This window comes from Phytohabitans aurantiacus, from assembly GCF_027923225.1.
In the GTDB taxonomy this organism is placed as follows: domain Bacteria; phylum Actinomycetota; class Actinomycetes; order Mycobacteriales; family Micromonosporaceae; genus Phytohabitans; species Phytohabitans aurantiacus.
On the sequence record NZ_BSDI01000031.1, the window covers coordinates 49,803 to 63,900 of the forward strand.

The 14,098-nt window shown below is 68.0% G+C and carries 14 protein-coding genes; 8 read left to right on the top strand and 6 right to left on the bottom strand.

Going from position 1 to position 14,098, the window contains the following annotated elements; all coding sequences use genetic code 11:
• The first annotated feature begins 64 nt into the window (after window positions 1-64).
• The 5 genes from QMG73_RS27530 (at window position 65) to istA (ending at window position 4,581) form a co-directional block, all read left to right on the top strand.
• Window positions 65-1,030, top strand: a complete 966-nt coding sequence (locus tag QMG73_RS27530; RefSeq protein WP_281900399.1) for an ATP-binding cassette domain-containing protein — start codon at window positions 65-67, stop codon at window positions 1,028-1,030.
• Window positions 1,027-1,872 carry an ABC transporter permease gene (locus QMG73_RS27535; protein ID WP_281900401.1) on the top strand — a complete coding sequence of 282 codons (846 nt, stop codon included), beginning with the start codon at window positions 1,027-1,029 and terminating at the stop codon, window positions 1,870-1,872. Before QMG73_RS27530 ends, QMG73_RS27535 begins: the two co-directional genes overlap by 4 nt.
• 103 nt (window positions 1,873-1,975) lie before the next feature.
• A complete protein-coding gene (locus QMG73_RS27540; RefSeq protein WP_281900402.1) occupies window positions 1,976-2,398 on the top strand; it encodes a DoxX family protein in 423 nt (140 codons plus the stop codon).
• A 27-nt stretch (window positions 2,399-2,425) separates the two neighbouring features.
• Window positions 2,426-3,259, top strand: coding sequence for an alpha/beta fold hydrolase (locus QMG73_RS27545; RefSeq protein WP_281900403.1), 834 nt, complete (start codon window positions 2,426-2,428; stop codon window positions 3,257-3,259).
• Between the two features lie 422 nt (window positions 3,260-3,681).
• Window positions 3,682-4,581: an IS21 family transposase gene (istA, locus tag QMG73_RS27550; protein ID WP_281900404.1), complete on the top strand. Its 900-nt coding sequence runs from the start codon at window positions 3,682-3,684 to the stop codon at window positions 4,579-4,581.
• Here istA and QMG73_RS27555 read toward each other — a convergent pair.
• The 3 genes from QMG73_RS27555 to QMG73_RS27565 all read right to left on the bottom strand — a co-directional run bounded on the left by QMG73_RS27555 (window position 4,506) and on the right by QMG73_RS27565 (window position 7,330).
• Window positions 4,506-5,159, bottom strand: coding sequence for a class I SAM-dependent methyltransferase (locus QMG73_RS27555; RefSeq protein ID WP_281900405.1), 654 nt, complete (start codon window positions 5,157-5,159; stop codon window positions 4,506-4,508). The genes istA and QMG73_RS27555 overlap by 76 nt on opposite strands.
• Before the next feature lie 22 nt (window positions 5,160-5,181).
• Complete coding sequence (locus tag QMG73_RS27560) at window positions 5,182-5,925, bottom strand: site-specific integrase (RefSeq protein WP_281900406.1); 744 nt, start codon at window positions 5,923-5,925, stop codon at window positions 5,182-5,184.
• Between the two features lie 286 nt (window positions 5,926-6,211).
• The gene (locus tag QMG73_RS27565) at window positions 6,212-7,330 is read right to left on the bottom strand and encodes a tyrosine-type recombinase/integrase (RefSeq protein ID WP_281900408.1); all 1,119 of its coding nucleotides are present in this window, start codon (window positions 7,328-7,330) and stop codon (window positions 6,212-6,214) included.
• Between the two features lie 232 nt (window positions 7,331-7,562).
• Between QMG73_RS27565 and QMG73_RS27570 the strand changes: the two genes are divergently transcribed.
• On the top strand, window positions 7,563-8,516 hold the full coding sequence (locus QMG73_RS27570) for a Mu transposase domain-containing protein (RefSeq protein WP_281900410.1): 954 nt from the start codon (window positions 7,563-7,565) through the stop codon (window positions 8,514-8,516).
• Window positions 8,464-8,739, top strand: coding sequence for an ATP-binding protein (locus QMG73_RS27575; protein ID WP_281900412.1), 276 nt, complete (start codon window positions 8,464-8,466; stop codon window positions 8,737-8,739). The genes QMG73_RS27570 and QMG73_RS27575 overlap by 53 nt, the downstream gene beginning before the upstream one ends.
• 66 nt (window positions 8,740-8,805) lie before the next feature.
• Here the strand turns inward: QMG73_RS27575 and QMG73_RS27580 are convergent, their stop codons facing one another.
• Window positions 8,806-9,327: a hypothetical protein gene (locus QMG73_RS27580; RefSeq protein WP_281900414.1), complete on the bottom strand. Its 522-nt coding sequence runs from the start codon at window positions 9,325-9,327 to the stop codon at window positions 8,806-8,808.
• Between the two features lie 578 nt (window positions 9,328-9,905).
• On the opposite strand from QMG73_RS27580, the gene QMG73_RS27585 reads away from it, so the two are divergent.
• The gene (locus tag QMG73_RS27585) at window positions 9,906-10,187 is read left to right on the top strand and encodes a hypothetical protein (RefSeq protein ID WP_281900416.1); all 282 of its coding nucleotides are present in this window, start codon (window positions 9,906-9,908) and stop codon (window positions 10,185-10,187) included.
• Window positions 10,188-10,210: 23 nt separating this feature from the next.
• On the opposite strand, the gene QMG73_RS27590 is transcribed toward QMG73_RS27585, so the two are convergent.
• Both QMG73_RS27590 and QMG73_RS27595 read right to left on the bottom strand, forming a co-directional pair.
• On the bottom strand, window positions 10,211-12,808 hold the full coding sequence (locus tag QMG73_RS27590) for a DUF6493 family protein (RefSeq protein ID WP_281900417.1): 2,598 nt from the start codon (window positions 12,806-12,808) through the stop codon (window positions 10,211-10,213).
• Window positions 12,805-14,094, bottom strand: coding sequence for an SWIM zinc finger family protein (locus QMG73_RS27595; RefSeq protein WP_281900419.1), 1,290 nt, complete (start codon window positions 14,092-14,094; stop codon window positions 12,805-12,807). Before QMG73_RS27595 ends, QMG73_RS27590 begins: the two co-directional genes overlap by 4 nt.
• Window positions 14,095-14,098 lie beyond the last annotated feature (4 nt).

Here is a 14,098-nt window from a genome sequence, read left to right on the forward strand (position 1 = left end):
CAAGTAGTCAAACTTGACTAGCTCAAGCAATCCGTTCGCAACACCGAGAGAAGGAATCGAACCCATGGGAAAGTTCGCGATCGAGACGAGAGGGTTGAAGAAGAGCTTCGGCACGACCCACGCGGTCGCCGGTGTGGACCTGGCCGTGAGCGCCGGGGGCGTGTACGGCGTGCTCGGTCCGAACGGGGCGGGCAAGACCACCACGATCCGCATGCTGGCCACGCTCCTGCGCCCCGACGCCGGAGAGGCGCAAGTGCTCGGCTACGACGTCGTGCGTGACGCCCAGGCGGTGCGGAGCAGGGTGGGCCTCACCGGGCAGTTCGCGTCGGTCGACGAGGACCTCACCGGGGTGGAGAACCTGTTGCTGCTCGCCAGGCTGCTCGGCTACTCACGCCGCCGAGGCAGGCAGCGGGCGACCGACCTGCTCGACGCGTTCGGTCTTGCCGAGGCGGCCGACCGGCAGGTGAAGAAGTACTCCGGCGGGATGCACCGGCGCATCGACATCGCGGCGAGCCTGGTCGTCACCCCCGAACTGATCTTCCTCGACGAACCCACGACCGGGCTCGACCCGCGCAGCAGGAACCAGGTCTGGGAAATCGTCAGGGGCATGGTCGCCGAGGGCACCACCGTGTTGCTGACCACGCAGTACCTCGACGAGGCCGACCAGCTGGCCGACCGGATAGCGGTGATCGACCACGGGAAGGTGATCGCCGAGGGCTCGAGCGGCGAGCTCAAGGCATCGGTCGGCGCCGGCTCGCTGCACGTACGGCTACGTGCGCCCGAGCAGCGGGCCGAGGCCGAACGGGTCCTCGCCGGCGTCCTCGAGGTGCCGGCCGAGCCGTCCGCCGACCCGGCCGCGCTGTCCGCGCGGATCTCCGACCCCGAGCGGGTCGCCCGCGCCCTGGCCGAGCTGTTCCGCAGCGGCATCGACGTCACCGAGTTCGCGCTCGGTCAGCCGAGCCTGGACGAGGTGTTCCTCACCCTGACCGGACACGCCGCCGAGGAGACACCCGAGGAGGATGCCGCATGAATGCCACGACCGCGGAGCAGGCGTCGGCGCCGGTCACCGAGGACGCGCTGCGCAGTGTGCTGTTGGCCGGCGAGCGGCCGTCCAGCCCCGGCCCGGTGCTCACCTCGTTGACATTCGGCTGGCGCGCTTTGCTGAAGATCAAACACGTGCCCGAGCAGCTCGTCGACGTGACCATGTTCCCGATCATGTTCACGCTGATGTTCACCTACCTGTTCGGTGGCGCGCTCGCCGGGTCGACTCAGGAGTACCTGCAGTTCCTGCTGCCCGGCATCCTGGTGCAGGCGAACGTCATGATCACCATGAACACCGGCATAACGCTGAACACCGACATCCAGAAGGGGGTGTTCGACAGGTTCAGGTCACTTCCGGTGTGGCGACCGTCCCCGCTTGTCGGCGCCCTGCTCGGCGATCTGGTGCGCTACTCGATCGGGTCGGCGATCGTCATCACGCTCGGACTGGTCCTAGGGTTCCGGCCGGAGGGTGGCGCCGTCGGCGTGGTGCTCTCGGTGGTGCTGCTGCTGGTGTTCTCGTTCTGCCTGTCGTGGCTGTGGACGATGCTCAGCCTGATCCTGCGCACGCCGAACTCGGTGGCGGGAGTCAGCATGATGGTGATGTTCCCGCTGACGTTCGTGAGCAACATCTTCGTGGACCCGAAGACGATGCCCGGGTGGATGCAGGCGGTCGTCGAGGTCAACCCGATCACCCACCTGGCGACCGTGGTACGCGGCCTGATGCACGGCTCGGTGCCCGCCGGGGAAATCGGCTGGGTGCTCGTCTCGTCCGTACTTCTCGTCGCGGTCTTCGGTCCCATCACCATGGTCCTCTACCGCAACAAGAAGTAGATGCCGCTACCGCGAGCACTTGGTCGAAATCAACTCCGACAACCCGGCCTACTCGGCCAACGCCATCACCGGTACCAGGCCCGGACACGACAAGGAGAGACGAATGAGCACCATCCCCAAGAACAACTCGGAAACCGTTGCGCACACGCCCGGGCGGGCGACCAGCATCGGGGTCTGGATTCTGCAAGTCGTGCTGGCGGCGATAATCGCCGGCGGCGGAATCTCGAAGCTCGCCGGCGACCCCGTCATGGTGGACATGTTCGCCGACATCGGGGCTGGCCAGTGGCTCCGGTACCTGGTCGGAGCGCTGGAGATCGCGGGAGGGGTTGGACTTCTGATCCCGGCTCTGGCGGGCCTGGCCAGTCTCGGGTTGGCGGCATTGCTGACCGGTGCTGTCGTCACCGATCAGTTCGTGCTCGAGCAGAGCCCTTGGCTGCCGCTCGCCCTTCTCGTCGTGGCGGCCGTGATCGCAAGGGTGCGGTGGTCGCGCACCGAGGCCGTCGTCGGCACGCTGCTCAGGCGCTGAGACAAACCTCTCGAACGGAGATGTGAGATGAACGAGATGGCCTTTCGCGTGACATCAAACGATGGCACCACCATCGCCTACGACAGGGAAGGAAGCGGTCCGGCCGTCATTCTGGTGGGCGGGGCACTCGACGACGGGGTGGAGAACGCTCCCTTGGCGCCGGCTCTCGCCGAGCACTTCACGGTCTACAACTATGCCCGTCGGGGACGCGGCGCGAGCGGCTTCACCGAGCCGTACGCCGTGGAAAGGGAGATCGAGGACCTGGATGCGTTGATCGCGGAGGCGGGCGGCTCGGCACACCTGTTCGGGGCGTCCTCAGGCGGCGCGCTGGCGCTGGAAGCCGCCGCAGCCGGGTCAGCCATCGACACGATCGCCGTCTGGGAGGTGCCCTACGCGGTCGGGGACGACATACGCCCGCGATTCGAGGAGTACATCGCAGACACCCGACGCGCCTTCGACGCCGGGCGAGACGAGGAGGTTCTCGAACTGTTCATGCGCATGACCGGCGCCTCCGACGACAACATCGCGGCCAGGAAAGCGGCAGGCAAGCAGACGGCGCATTGGGCGGATTCGGTCGCCCTCGCGCCCACGCTGGTCCACGACAGCGTCTTCCTCAACCACTACCAATTGCCGGCCGATCGACTGGCAACGGTCACCCAACCGGTCCTGGTCACCACCGGAGGGCCGATCACGGTCCCTTATATGGCAGGCCTGCCCTCGGACTTCTTCGACCGCGCAGCCGACGAGCTTGCAGACCTACTACCCCACGCTCAACGGGAGACCCTCGAGGGGCCGGATCACGTCGTCGACCCACAGACCGTCGGCCCGCTGTTGCTACGGTTCTTCAGCAGCGAACACTGAGGGGCCCGCGAGGTGTTGCGGGAAGACCGATTAGGCACCGCGCAAGCAGATCTTCGTCGCGCCAGGGACACGGGGCGGACAGGTGGTGTCGAGGTTGATGTCGTCGACGGCATCACAGGCCTGATCCTGGGCGTGCTCGTCACCAACGTCTTCGTCGCCACGCAAGGCCGGGCCGTCGTACTGACCTGGGCTTCAGTGGGACTCGATCTGGCCTACTCGCGGCTCATCGGCTCCGTCGTCGGTCGTACCCCGCACTCCGGGCCGCCTCAGTACCGCCCACCGAACCCCTGCGCAGCACATGACCAGGCACCTCGGTAGGGGCCAGTCATTCCGGGCTGTGGTCGCATGCGGTCACCGTTCCCGGGCGGTGGCCCGGTGCCGAAAGTCGTGCCCACGGCGTGCTCACGTCAGGAGTGCCACCGATGACGCAGCCGCGTTCCCGGGTCGACCTGTACGCGGCGATCCGACGGGATGCCCGATCTGAGATGTCCAACCGCGCGCTGCAGCGCAAGCACGGCGTCGGCTTCCGAACCGTGACAGCGGCGCTGGAATCTGCATGGCCGAAGGAGAGAAAGCAACCGCCCAAACGCGGCTCACGGCTTGACGCGTACCGAGTGGTGATCGACGACTGGCTGCGCTCGGACCTCGACGCGCCGCGGAAGCAGCGACACACGGCGAAGCGGATCTTCGATCGCCTGCTTGACGAACATGACGGGGCCGGGGTGGTGTCGTACTGGATGGTCCGCGAGTACGTCGCCACCCGACGCCGTGAGATTCGCGTCGAGGTCGGACGGGAACCTGCCAACGCGTTCATCCCGCAAGAGCACCTCCCGGGCCGCGAGGCCGAGGTTGACTTCGGCGACGTCGCCATCCGCCTGCGCGGCGAGCTCGTAACCTGCGCGCTGTTCAGCCTTCGGCTCTCCTACTCGGGCAAGGCCGTGCACAGGGTCAGTGCCTCGGCTGGGCAGGAAGCCTTCTTCGAGGGTCACGTCCACGCCTTCAAGGTGCTCGGCGGGGTGCCGACCGGGAAGATCCGCTACGACAACCTCAAGGCCGCCGTCGCGAGCGTAATCGGGTTCTCCCGCCAGCGGGTCGAGGCCGACAGGTGGACCGCCGTCCGTTCCCACTACGGCATCGAAGCCTTCTATTGCCAGCCCGGAATCCAAGGTGCGCACGAGAAGGGCGGTGTCGAGGGGCAGATCGGCTGGTTCCGACGGAACCACCTCGTCCCTATCCCTTCTCTGAACTACACGCCGAGTTCGCGGCGTGCGAAGAGAACAGCTTGTGAGACCTCGCCGTCTGGATTGTTGAGCAGGAGTTGAGCCTCGACCGCGAATCCGGTGTCACGCAGCCAGCCGGTCACCTTGTCTGGCTGCCGACGGTGAACGTAAACCTTCATCGGGTGGCCGCCGTAACCCTCGGTCATTAGTCGCGACCTGTCGCCGGTGTGGAACAGCAGCTGCAACAGCCCGCCCGGGCGTAGGGATCGACGGAAGTGTTCGAAGACGGTTGGCACGTCCTCGTCGGGTATGTGGATCAACGACTGCCATGCGAGCAGACCGGCCAGTGAGGAGGCCGGGAGGCTCAGGTTGGTCATCGACCCCACCTCGAACCGTAGGTGCGGGTGGTCGTGCCGGGCGACGGCGATCATCCCCGGGGACAGGTCGACGCCGAAGGCGTCGAGACCGCGTTCGTGCAGATGGGCGGTGATGTGTCCGGGGCCGCAACCGATGTCCGCTACCGGGCCGCCACCCGCAGCAAGCACGCCGTCGGCGAACAACGCCAGAGCAGAGCGTAGGTACTGAAGCTCGGAGAGCGCGTTGCGAACTAGGTCGGCATAGTTGACGGCGACCGTGTCGTAGGAGGTTTGGGTATCGGCCAACCAGTTGTCCGGGCTCATGACCGGCCACAGTAGTCGATGATCACGTTGTAACAGTGCGTGCCGCGACATCACGGAAGCTAGGTATACCGATCGCGACAGCAACGACCCGGCGTTGAAGGCTGGCGTCAGCCTGGGCCAGTTTCTCTTTCGCGGCGGCGAGGCTGACCCGGAGTCCATCGGCTTCACCGAGCCAGCCTTCGCGTTCTGCTTCGGCGATGCGGGTGGTGAGGTTGTCGCGGATGTCGAGCAGGCGTTGCCGCTGGGCAGGGTCGACGCGAAGGAGTGGGCAGCGAACGCAGCTGTGTTCGTGGATGCAGTTGGTGCCGTATGCGCGTCCGCAGTCGCCGAGGGCGAGGCGGCGGCGCTCGAAGTGGCCGAGGAACTCGTCCCATTCCGTGTCGCTGGGGTGCCGATATTCCTCGCTGGGTCGCATGCCGCGGCGGCGGGCGATGAAGGCCCTGTGGCCGTTGATGGCCTCCTCGGGATAGACGGCCTTGTAGCCCATCGTGGTGTTGATGTCCTTGTGCCCCAGGAGGAGCTGAGCGATGTGGGGCGGCATTCCGTTCATGATGGCGTCGGTGGTGAAGATCCGACGGAAGTCGTGGGGTGCGAAGTCCAGCGGTTTGCCGGTGACGTCGGTGAGCCCGGTGCGAGCAAGAGCGTTACTGACCAGGACTCGGATGCCGGAGATCGGGATGGGCCGGGTTTCCAGGGCGATGGTGCGTTGGAAAAGCAGAGGGATCGGTGGATTCCAGATCTTTTCGTGGTGGTCGTAGGCGACCACGAGGGGGACGCTGCCGTCAGGGTTGCGGATCCGGCAGACGATCGCGGAGAGCACGTCGGCCAGTTCCGGTTCGCAACGTGACGATCGGCGACTGCCTCGAGCTGATGAAGGTCAGCGCGCTGGCCGTCGCGGCCGGCGCCGGTGGCGTCCCACCAAACCACCCGGCTCTCGCGAGTCCTGGGCCAAGCGCCGGGAACCGGGCGGGGCGGGAACCTCTCCATGAGCGCTTGGGCTTCACTGCTGACCTGCCAGGTCCGCGGCGTCTGCAGGCCGACGGTGGTTGTGGTCACGAGTCCCTCCGGCCGAACAACACGTCCAGGCTCTCCTTGCGATAGCCCAGCGGCTCGGGTTCCGCAGACGGCCGGGGCTCGGCTCGGCGCCGGTGATGGGCTACCACCGCGTCGATGACGTCCGCGGGGGTCGGAGTCGTATAGATCTGGGTGGTGGTCAACGACGCATGACCGAGAACCCACTGGACGTCGGTGATCGGCATGCCCGGGTCGCGAGCCAGACGGTAGGCCGCCGTGTGTCGCAGGTCGTGCAGCGACCAGTTCGACCCCAGCAACGCGTTGGCTCGGACGAACATCGCCCTGGCCGCGTGATAGGTCAGCGGCCGCAACGGCTTGCGCAGCGTCCACCACAACGGGTCGTCCGGTCCCGCCGGCGCCAAACCGTGGATTTGCTGCTGGTAGAGCCGCAGCCAGACGAACGCGTCCGGCGACGCCGGCAGCTGCTGCATCGCTCGGGATCCCTTCCGCACCACGGTGATCAGCTGCTGGCCCGGATCCGCGCCGCTGCGCAGCACACCCAGCAGCTCCGCAGCCCGCGCCCCAGTCGACACCCAGAAGGCGACCAAGGCCCGGTCCCGGTCGCTGGATAACCGCGCGAACAGATCGTTGAAAACCTCATCCGGGATCTGCCGCGGAATCCGCTTGGGCTGCCGAGGCCGATACAGACCGGCACGCTGCGGCTCGAACCGATCCATCGGGTTGTGATGCGCGTGCGCTCGTTTGGCTCTGGCCAGCGGGAACGGATTCACCAACGGCCCGGTCCCGGCGTCCAGGTGAAAAGCATAAAAGCTGCGCAGCACCGTCTCGCAATGCGCGATGGTCGAGAGCGCGTACTTCTCGCCGGGCGGCCGTTTGCCGGTCACCGCATTGACCCGTTTCGGCTTCACCACCACGGGCTTGTCCGGCGCCCGCCAATGCGGACGGACCGGCTTCGCGCCGATCTGGATCCAACGAGAGAAGTCCCGCGCCCCGATCCGGGTCGCCTCCCGCCAGGCGACCTCTACCGCCCAGAGAAACCGGAACCAACGCAGTAACGCCATCCCGTACGAGCGCTGGGTTGTCGCCGGCCGCCCGGCGGCCTGCAACTCCACGAAATACACGGCTGCGGCCGCCACTGGCTCACCCGAGGAATCCAGCAGCCGATACGGCTCCCACGGATCACCGGTCGCCGCAGCGACCCCGCCCGCGGCACGACCAGCGACCGCAGATCCCGAAACAGATTCTCATCTTCGACCACGGGCAGCGACCGTAGTCAACCTGATCTTCTACTGCACCCGAATCAGGAGCGGTGCAGCAAGTAGTTCAGTCAACAGGACCGAGGTCGACTCCCTAGACGAGCTCAACGCTATGGTCGACGCCTGGGACGAAGCCGACGATGCCCGGCGGATCGGGTCCCGCGCCCGCACGGTCGGGGAACACTTCGCCACCGAGCAGCCACTCCTCGCGCCCCTTCCGACCGAGCCGTTCGAGACCGGCCGCTGGTTCACCCCGCGCGTGGACCGGCACGCCCAGGTCACGGTCCGGATGAACAAGTACTCCGTGCCCGCGCGCATGGTCGGCCGTCAAGCCCGGGTGCTCCTGAACGCCAGCGACCTGGTCGTGTTCGACGGCAGGACCGAGATCGCCCGCCACGAACGGCTCATGTCCAAGGGCTCGACCCGGGTCGACCTGGACCACTATCTCGAGGTCCTCCTCCGCAAACCCGGCGCGCTACCCGGTGCGAAAGCGCTGGAGCAGGCCAGGGCATCCGGGCGGTTCACGCCCGTTCACGACGCCTGGTGGGCCGCGGCCTGCAAGGCCCACGGTGACGCCGACGGCACCCGTGCCCTCATCGAGGTCCTGATGCTGCACCGGCACCTTCCACACGACCACGTCGTCGCCGGACTCGCGACGGCGCTGCGTGCAGGCGCGCTCACCGCGGACGCTGTCGCGTTGGAAGCGCGCAAGTACAACGACACAGCAGATGGCGGAGCCGACGACACGACAGCGGACCACCAGGCCCTGATGAGCGGCGACAGGGCACGCGGAGAAGGCGAGATCCCTGCCGTGCGATCGCTGACCGAGCGCCGGCTCCGCGCCCACATCCCGGCCGACACCGGCCGCTGCCGAGCGTGGAGAAGTACGACCAGCTGTTGGCCAGCCGACGTGACACCCCGAACGAAGGAGCCGCACCGTGACCACCAAGCGCCGTGGAATGACCGAAGAAGCAGCCGACGCCGCGATCGACCAAGCGTGCCGGATGCTGCGAATGCCCACCATCCGCAACTCCTTCACCGACTACGCCGACCGGGCAGGGCGTGAGCAGATGTCTTACCGCGGGTTCCTCGCCGAACTATTGCTTGCCGAGTGCGACGATCGCGCCCGACGCCGGTCCGAACGCCGGATCAAGGCCGCCAAGTTCCCCCGCGAGAAGTCCCTGCGGGCACAACGGATCGCCCGGCGCCCAGGGCACACGCCGACGGCGACATGTCATGACAGACACGTCGACGCCGTAATGCCTGCGCGACCACGGGTCCGCTCATGACGAGATCGTACATTCCGTTCATCGCCAGAGCCCGCTGTATTCTCCGGGCACGTCGCGCGGGTCCGATCATGCTGTGCTTTTAGGTATTGCGACGGCGTTAACACCCAGACTCAGCCGCGCGCATTCGTAGAATTTCGCCCGGGCGAGCCACACGTGTTTCATTGCCTCCTGCCACTCAGTTTTTCCGCCAGCGGAGATTCCCTGTACCAAGTAGGCGAGCTCCCACGCCGATCTGTGCCAAGCTCGGGCAGCATCCACTGCTGCTTGATCGCCGAGCAGGAGCACCTGCTCGAAAGCTGCCGCCCGCTCCACTTCGGCATTGTCGATCTCCGGAAGGCCAAGCTCACGGTCGAGAGGATGCGCGACGGAGTCGAACTTCATGCTTGCACCCACCCGGCGTAGGGCGGTGACATATCTTTTCACCGCAACCGCGTATTCGGCGTACGCGGTGAATCGCTTCTCGTCCCACCTCGTCTCGATAGCCCGGCGCCACCTGAGCCGTTCGGCCCACGTAGACCCGGCGAAGGTGACCAGCGAACCGACGAGAACACCAAGCAATGCGATGAACTGCTGAGATGTGACTGACATGGGAAAATTGTCGAGTCTGAATGCAATAGGGTCAATGTCCGATAGCTGGTTGCTCCGTCGAGCTGGCGCCCTCTTCTGCCGCGACGCGCATATGCGGCGAGCGCGGCGTCAGGCGTGGTGTCAAGTGCTCAGCCAAAGTAGTTTGTGGCGGCTCCCGTCACGCATCTCAAGGCGGAGAACGTCGGACGTCGAGCCCTGGGCAAGGCGATCGGGCCATCCGGTGGTACAACGCTTACTCAAGCACCCAGCCAGGTCCGTCACGGATGAGAGGTTAGTGGTTCCCAACCTTCCTTCCCGAATACGCGTCCTCACGTGCCGCGTTGTGGTCGCTTCACTCAGGCAGGATGCTTCTGTTGAGCGCGTCGTCGTCCTATGCCGGCGTGATCGGTGTCAAGGCGTTCTGGTTCACTCGCCTGTGGTGAGCGGGGATGCGCTGACGATGGCGGTCCGGCCGAGGGACGTGGTCGACGCGACCGGCGGGTGGTTGGCGCTGGCGCTGGTCGGCGACGGTTTCCGGTGGCTGCGGCGGGCTGCGCTATCCGCTCGCCGGGTTGCTCGCGGTCGCAGTGTGCGCGGTGATGGCCGGCGCGTCGTCGGTGACCGCGATCGCGGACTGGCTGCACGATCTGGACGACATCGCCCGTGCCCGGCTTGGCTTCCGGCGCGCGGTGCCGGCCACCAGCACGGGTGTGGCGGCTGCTGATCCGCCTGGACGCGGACCTGCTCGCCGCAGTTCCACGGCGTCGACTGCCGATCCACCGCGGATGGTCGGCCACGAGTCGCTGGCCGACTTCCTCGTGGAGGAAAGTTCCCCGATGCGTTTATCCACCGCACCTGCGACGCGCCGATCAAGTTCCTGAGTCCAGGTCAGCGGGACCGCGGCTTATCGGCTCAGGTAGTCGCGCAGGCGGCGGGCCTGTTTGACGGTCAGCGAGCTGCCCTTGGCGTCGGCCACCGCGTCCAGGCCGTCGATCGCACCGGCCGCACCGACCCGGCTCGCGCAGTCCGCGGCGAGCGACAGCAGAGCACCGATCTTGCGCGGCCGCCGGCCCTCCGGGAGCAGGCCGGGCAGCGCGCCGGAGAGAATGCCCCAGACCGTGGCCGGCGCGCCGGCCCGAGCCAGCTCGGTCAGCAGATCCAGCGGCTCCGGCGGTTGGTGCTCCCTCCCGGACCAGGCGGCGTTGAGCCGGCCGAGTTCCGTGCCGCAGCGCACCGGGTCGAGTTCGCCGCGCGCGATCAGCTGGAGCAGGCCGTCGATCAGCCCCGGCCACTCCGCCCGGTCTGCCCGGGCCAGGCCGTTGGCTACCAGTTCGTGGATGGCCGGTGTCATCGGGCCGTCCGCCTCCACCAGCAGCGGCAAATCGCTGGCCCACCCCGTCGTCTTGTGCGCCTTGATCCGCAAGGCCTGGTCCACGATGTGCCCGCGCAGGACCGGCGTCGTGGCGACCCACTGTCGCAGACGGAGGTCGCTGGACCGGTGGCTGCGCTGACGATCGCCGAGCCGCCGGACCGGGTCGCCGAAGGTCTCCCGTACGACCGGCAGGACGATGTCTGCGTCCTCCTCGGCGATCCGCAGGCCGTCGATCGACATCCACTCCGCCAGCCGGGCGCCGTCCCGCGTGCCCAGCGCTGCCGCCGCGGCGGCCAGCCGGTCGCGCTCCGGGCCGGGTTGTGGGCGGCGCATGCGCAGCAGCGCTTGATCGAAGTCGACCGGTCCGGCCGGCCGGCTCTGCCGTGCGTACTCCGCGAGGCGTTCCACCAGTGCGTCCGTTTCGATCGCCCCGGTGTTCCAGGACGGCGTGGCGAGCAGCAGCGGCGCGTCGAAGGCGATCAAGTGGGCGGCCTCCCAGGTCCGCATCTTCCAGATGTCGTCGATGACGTCTTCTCTGTCCCAGCGCCCGCCGGTGTGGTTGCCGGCCAGCGGCCGATTCGGCACGTCCTCGATGGCCACCTCGCCGGTCAGGACCTTCGCGACGAGGGGGATCCCGGATCCGGGCGGGTTTTCTCGCGCCGCCTGCTCGTAAGGAAACTCGAGAGTGCGCAAGGCTTCGGCCAGCTTCGTACGGTCCCGGTGAGCGAACCGGACCAGCCCGTCCAGGATCTGCTCGGCCCGCTCGGTCCACCGCCATCCGTGCCGGCAGCAACCCTCCGGGCAGCGTTGGTCCAACTGCACGGCCACGTCCTGCACAAGCTCGGTTAGCGTCTCGTGCGGCACGGCACGCAGCGGCAGGCTGATCGCCGGCAGCGTCTCCCGATGGTCGACGTCCGCCTCCTCGGCGATGCCGAGTTCGGCCCGGGCCTTGCTCTGCAGGTCCGGTGTCAGGGCGGGCAGGGCTTCGATCACTTGGGTACGCGCCTCCGCGTCAACCGCCGAGATGTGCTTCGTCACGATTTTCCACGCCTGCTCCTGAACCGATGCGTCCTCGTGGCCGACCGCGACCGCGACGGCCGGGAGCAGCGTGCTCGGCGCGTACCCGTGGTCGCCGAGCGCCACACCGATCACCTTGAGCTGGGCCACCACCACAGCCTTCTCCGGCCGCGCGAGAATCTCCCGCGAAGCGTCGGTGAGCCGGGCCGCGGCGAGCCGGCCCGTCTCGGTCAGCCGACGCAACCGGGCGACGGCGTCACCGGCGGCGGGTGTCTCCGCGTCGGCCGCCACCCGTGCCCAGTCATCGGCCCGAGCGGCGAGCTCGTCGTCGGTCAGTTCTAGCCGATCCAGGATCTGCCGGAATGCGCGCAGCTCCTGCGCCTTCCCGCCGCGGATCAGGCGCCCGGCACACTGGTCGATCAGCGCCGCGCGATCGAGCTCGCCGGACTCCGTCAGGGCCACGAGCACGTCCTTCCAGCCCGGGGTGGCGGTGTACTCCTGGCCGGTATTCGCCATACGTTTTTCGTAATCCGCCTGATTTCGCTCCATCCGGTCGATGTACGTGCCGGCGCCGTCGACCTCCAGGGCGATGGGCAGCAGCGTCCCGGTGGCCGGGTCGGCCCGGAGGTCGTCCAGTCTGTGGATCATTCTCATGTAGAGCGCGGCATACCCCTCGTTGGTCGGCGTCGCGCATCCCGACATCGTCCGCAGGGCCTGGATCAGCGCCCATCGCGGATGCGTGCCCCACTCGAAATGCCGCCCTTGATCCAGGGTGGCGGCCAGCAGATGGGTCAGTTCGCCGAGAAAGGCTGGATCCCGCCGCGGCAGGAACGGCAGCGATTCCGCCGGAAACAGATTTCCCGACCCGCCAGCCAGGCGCGACCGTTTGCGATCCGTGGCCAGGATCCACTTTGCCGCCGCGGCGGGCGTGGCCTGACAGCCGAGACCGGCCAGCTCGGCCGCGTCGAAGACCGGCCAGTCGGGTACGTCGAGGAACTTCCGTACGGCCGGCAAGCTCTTCTTGCGGGTCGCTTCGTCGAGCGTCTCGACGACGTCCCGGACGCGCTCCCGGTCGCCGGCCCGGATCGCTTCGAACAATGCGTCAGCGGTCACTCGTCGTCTCCTCGAGTTGCCATGCGCATGGCCAGGACGTGTTTGCAGGGACCACGACCGCCGCGGTGCTCGGTCCACCACCTACAGGTGCAGCCGAGAGACCGTTCCGTCCGGCTGACCAGATAAACGCGGTCACCCGACCGGACGGTGGCGCCGTCGCCGTCGACGGTCACCGCGCCCGCCTCCACCAGCGTCCGGGCATCTCGCAGCCGCGGGTTGTGCCGCTCCACCCGGCCGGCCCGGAAGGGGAGCTCGCGGTGGAAGTGGGCGGCCTCCGCCGCGTCGTACCCGACCCGGCCGTCCGTGCCGAGCCGGATCAGCGCGGCGCGGACCCGGTCGGTCGGCATGCCGGATCGGTCGGCCAGATCCGCCACTTCGATGCGCGGCTCCCAGGCGAGAAGCACGGAGACGAGCTCGGCATCCTCGGCCGATCCCATGTCGTCGAGGACCGCGCCCTCGCCGGAGAAGCCACGGGCGGCGCGTGGCGACAGCATCAGGGTCAGCCGCATTCCAGGGAGCACCGCTTCCCAGGCGCTGGATCGTGGTGGGCAGCCGGCCGTGACCGGTGGGCCGTACACCCGCAGGGCGGTGGCGTGCCGCATAACCCGGGCCAGCGCGGCCAGGCGGTCCGGGCCGCCGAGGAACACGGCGCCAGGGGCGGGCCGGCCGGTCGGGCGCAACGCCCGGCCGGACGGCATCAGCCAGCCGTCCGGGGCCCGGCCACGTAGCAGCCGCATCGCCTCGGCTGCGGGCAACTCGGCCCGCAGGTCCATGCCGGCCGCGATCAGCTGCGTCTCGGCGAAACCGCGGAGCCAACGGTCGGGCAGCGCGACCTTCTTCTCGACGAGCGGGCCGTCCAGGGTGGTGACGGCGAGTTCGTCCGGGCCGACGCGCAGGTGCATCGGATCGGCCCGGGTGATCCGGGACAAAGCCAGGCGCAGCGGATTGTTGACGTCGACGTTCGTGGTGCCATGCCCGGGCTCACCGCCGTCGAGGCCGTCCTCGAGCACGTCCAGGCGCGCGTACACGCCGCCGCAGGCGGAGAACGACTCGAAGCGCAACCGGTCGCCGTTGCCGGTGACCACCGGGTCGAGGGACGCCTTGAGCAGCGGCTGGTAGTAGCGAGCGGCGGCCACGTCGGCGACGGCCAGCAGGCCAGCCGCAGCGACCCGCGGGGTGGTCAGGAAGCCGGAGAAGAAATGTGGATGGGCCGCCCGTCCGCGCGCGGTCCGTCCGCCCGACGTCTCCAGGCCGATGCGGTCGTCGACAATCGTCGAATTCTTCATATAT

Excerpts from the sequence above, each read along its gene's own strand:
- QMG73_RS27530 (WP_281900399.1), top strand. The coding sequence starts at position 65 with ATGGGAAAGTTCGCGATCGAGACGAGAGGGTTGAAGAAGAGCTTCGGC.
- QMG73_RS27535 (WP_281900401.1), top strand. The coding sequence starts at position 1,027 with ATGAATGCCACGACCGCGGAGCAGGCGTCGGCGCCGGTCACCGAGGAC.
- QMG73_RS27540 (WP_281900402.1), top strand. The coding sequence starts at position 1,976 with ATGAGCACCATCCCCAAGAACAACTCGGAAACCGTTGCGCACACGCCC.
- QMG73_RS27545 (WP_281900403.1), top strand. The coding sequence starts at position 2,426 with ATGAACGAGATGGCCTTTCGCGTGACATCAAACGATGGCACCACCATC.
- istA (WP_281900404.1), top strand. The coding sequence starts at position 3,682 with ATGACGCAGCCGCGTTCCCGGGTCGACCTGTACGCGGCGATCCGACGG.
- QMG73_RS27555 (WP_281900405.1), bottom strand. The coding sequence starts at position 5,159 with ATGAGCCCGGACAACTGGTTGGCCGATACCCAAACCTCCTACGACACG.
- QMG73_RS27570 (WP_281900410.1), top strand. The coding sequence starts at position 7,563 with ATGGTCGACGCCTGGGACGAAGCCGACGATGCCCGGCGGATCGGGTCC.
- QMG73_RS27575 (WP_281900412.1), top strand. The coding sequence starts at position 8,464 with ATGCCCACCATCCGCAACTCCTTCACCGACTACGCCGACCGGGCAGGG.
- QMG73_RS27580 (WP_281900414.1), bottom strand. The coding sequence starts at position 9,327 with ATGTCAGTCACATCTCAGCAGTTCATCGCATTGCTTGGTGTTCTCGTC.
- QMG73_RS27585 (WP_281900416.1), top strand. The coding sequence starts at position 9,906 with ATGGCCGGCGCGTCGTCGGTGACCGCGATCGCGGACTGGCTGCACGAT.
- QMG73_RS27595 (WP_281900419.1), bottom strand. The coding sequence starts at position 14,094 with ATGAAGAATTCGACGATTGTCGACGACCGCATCGGCCTGGAGACGTCG.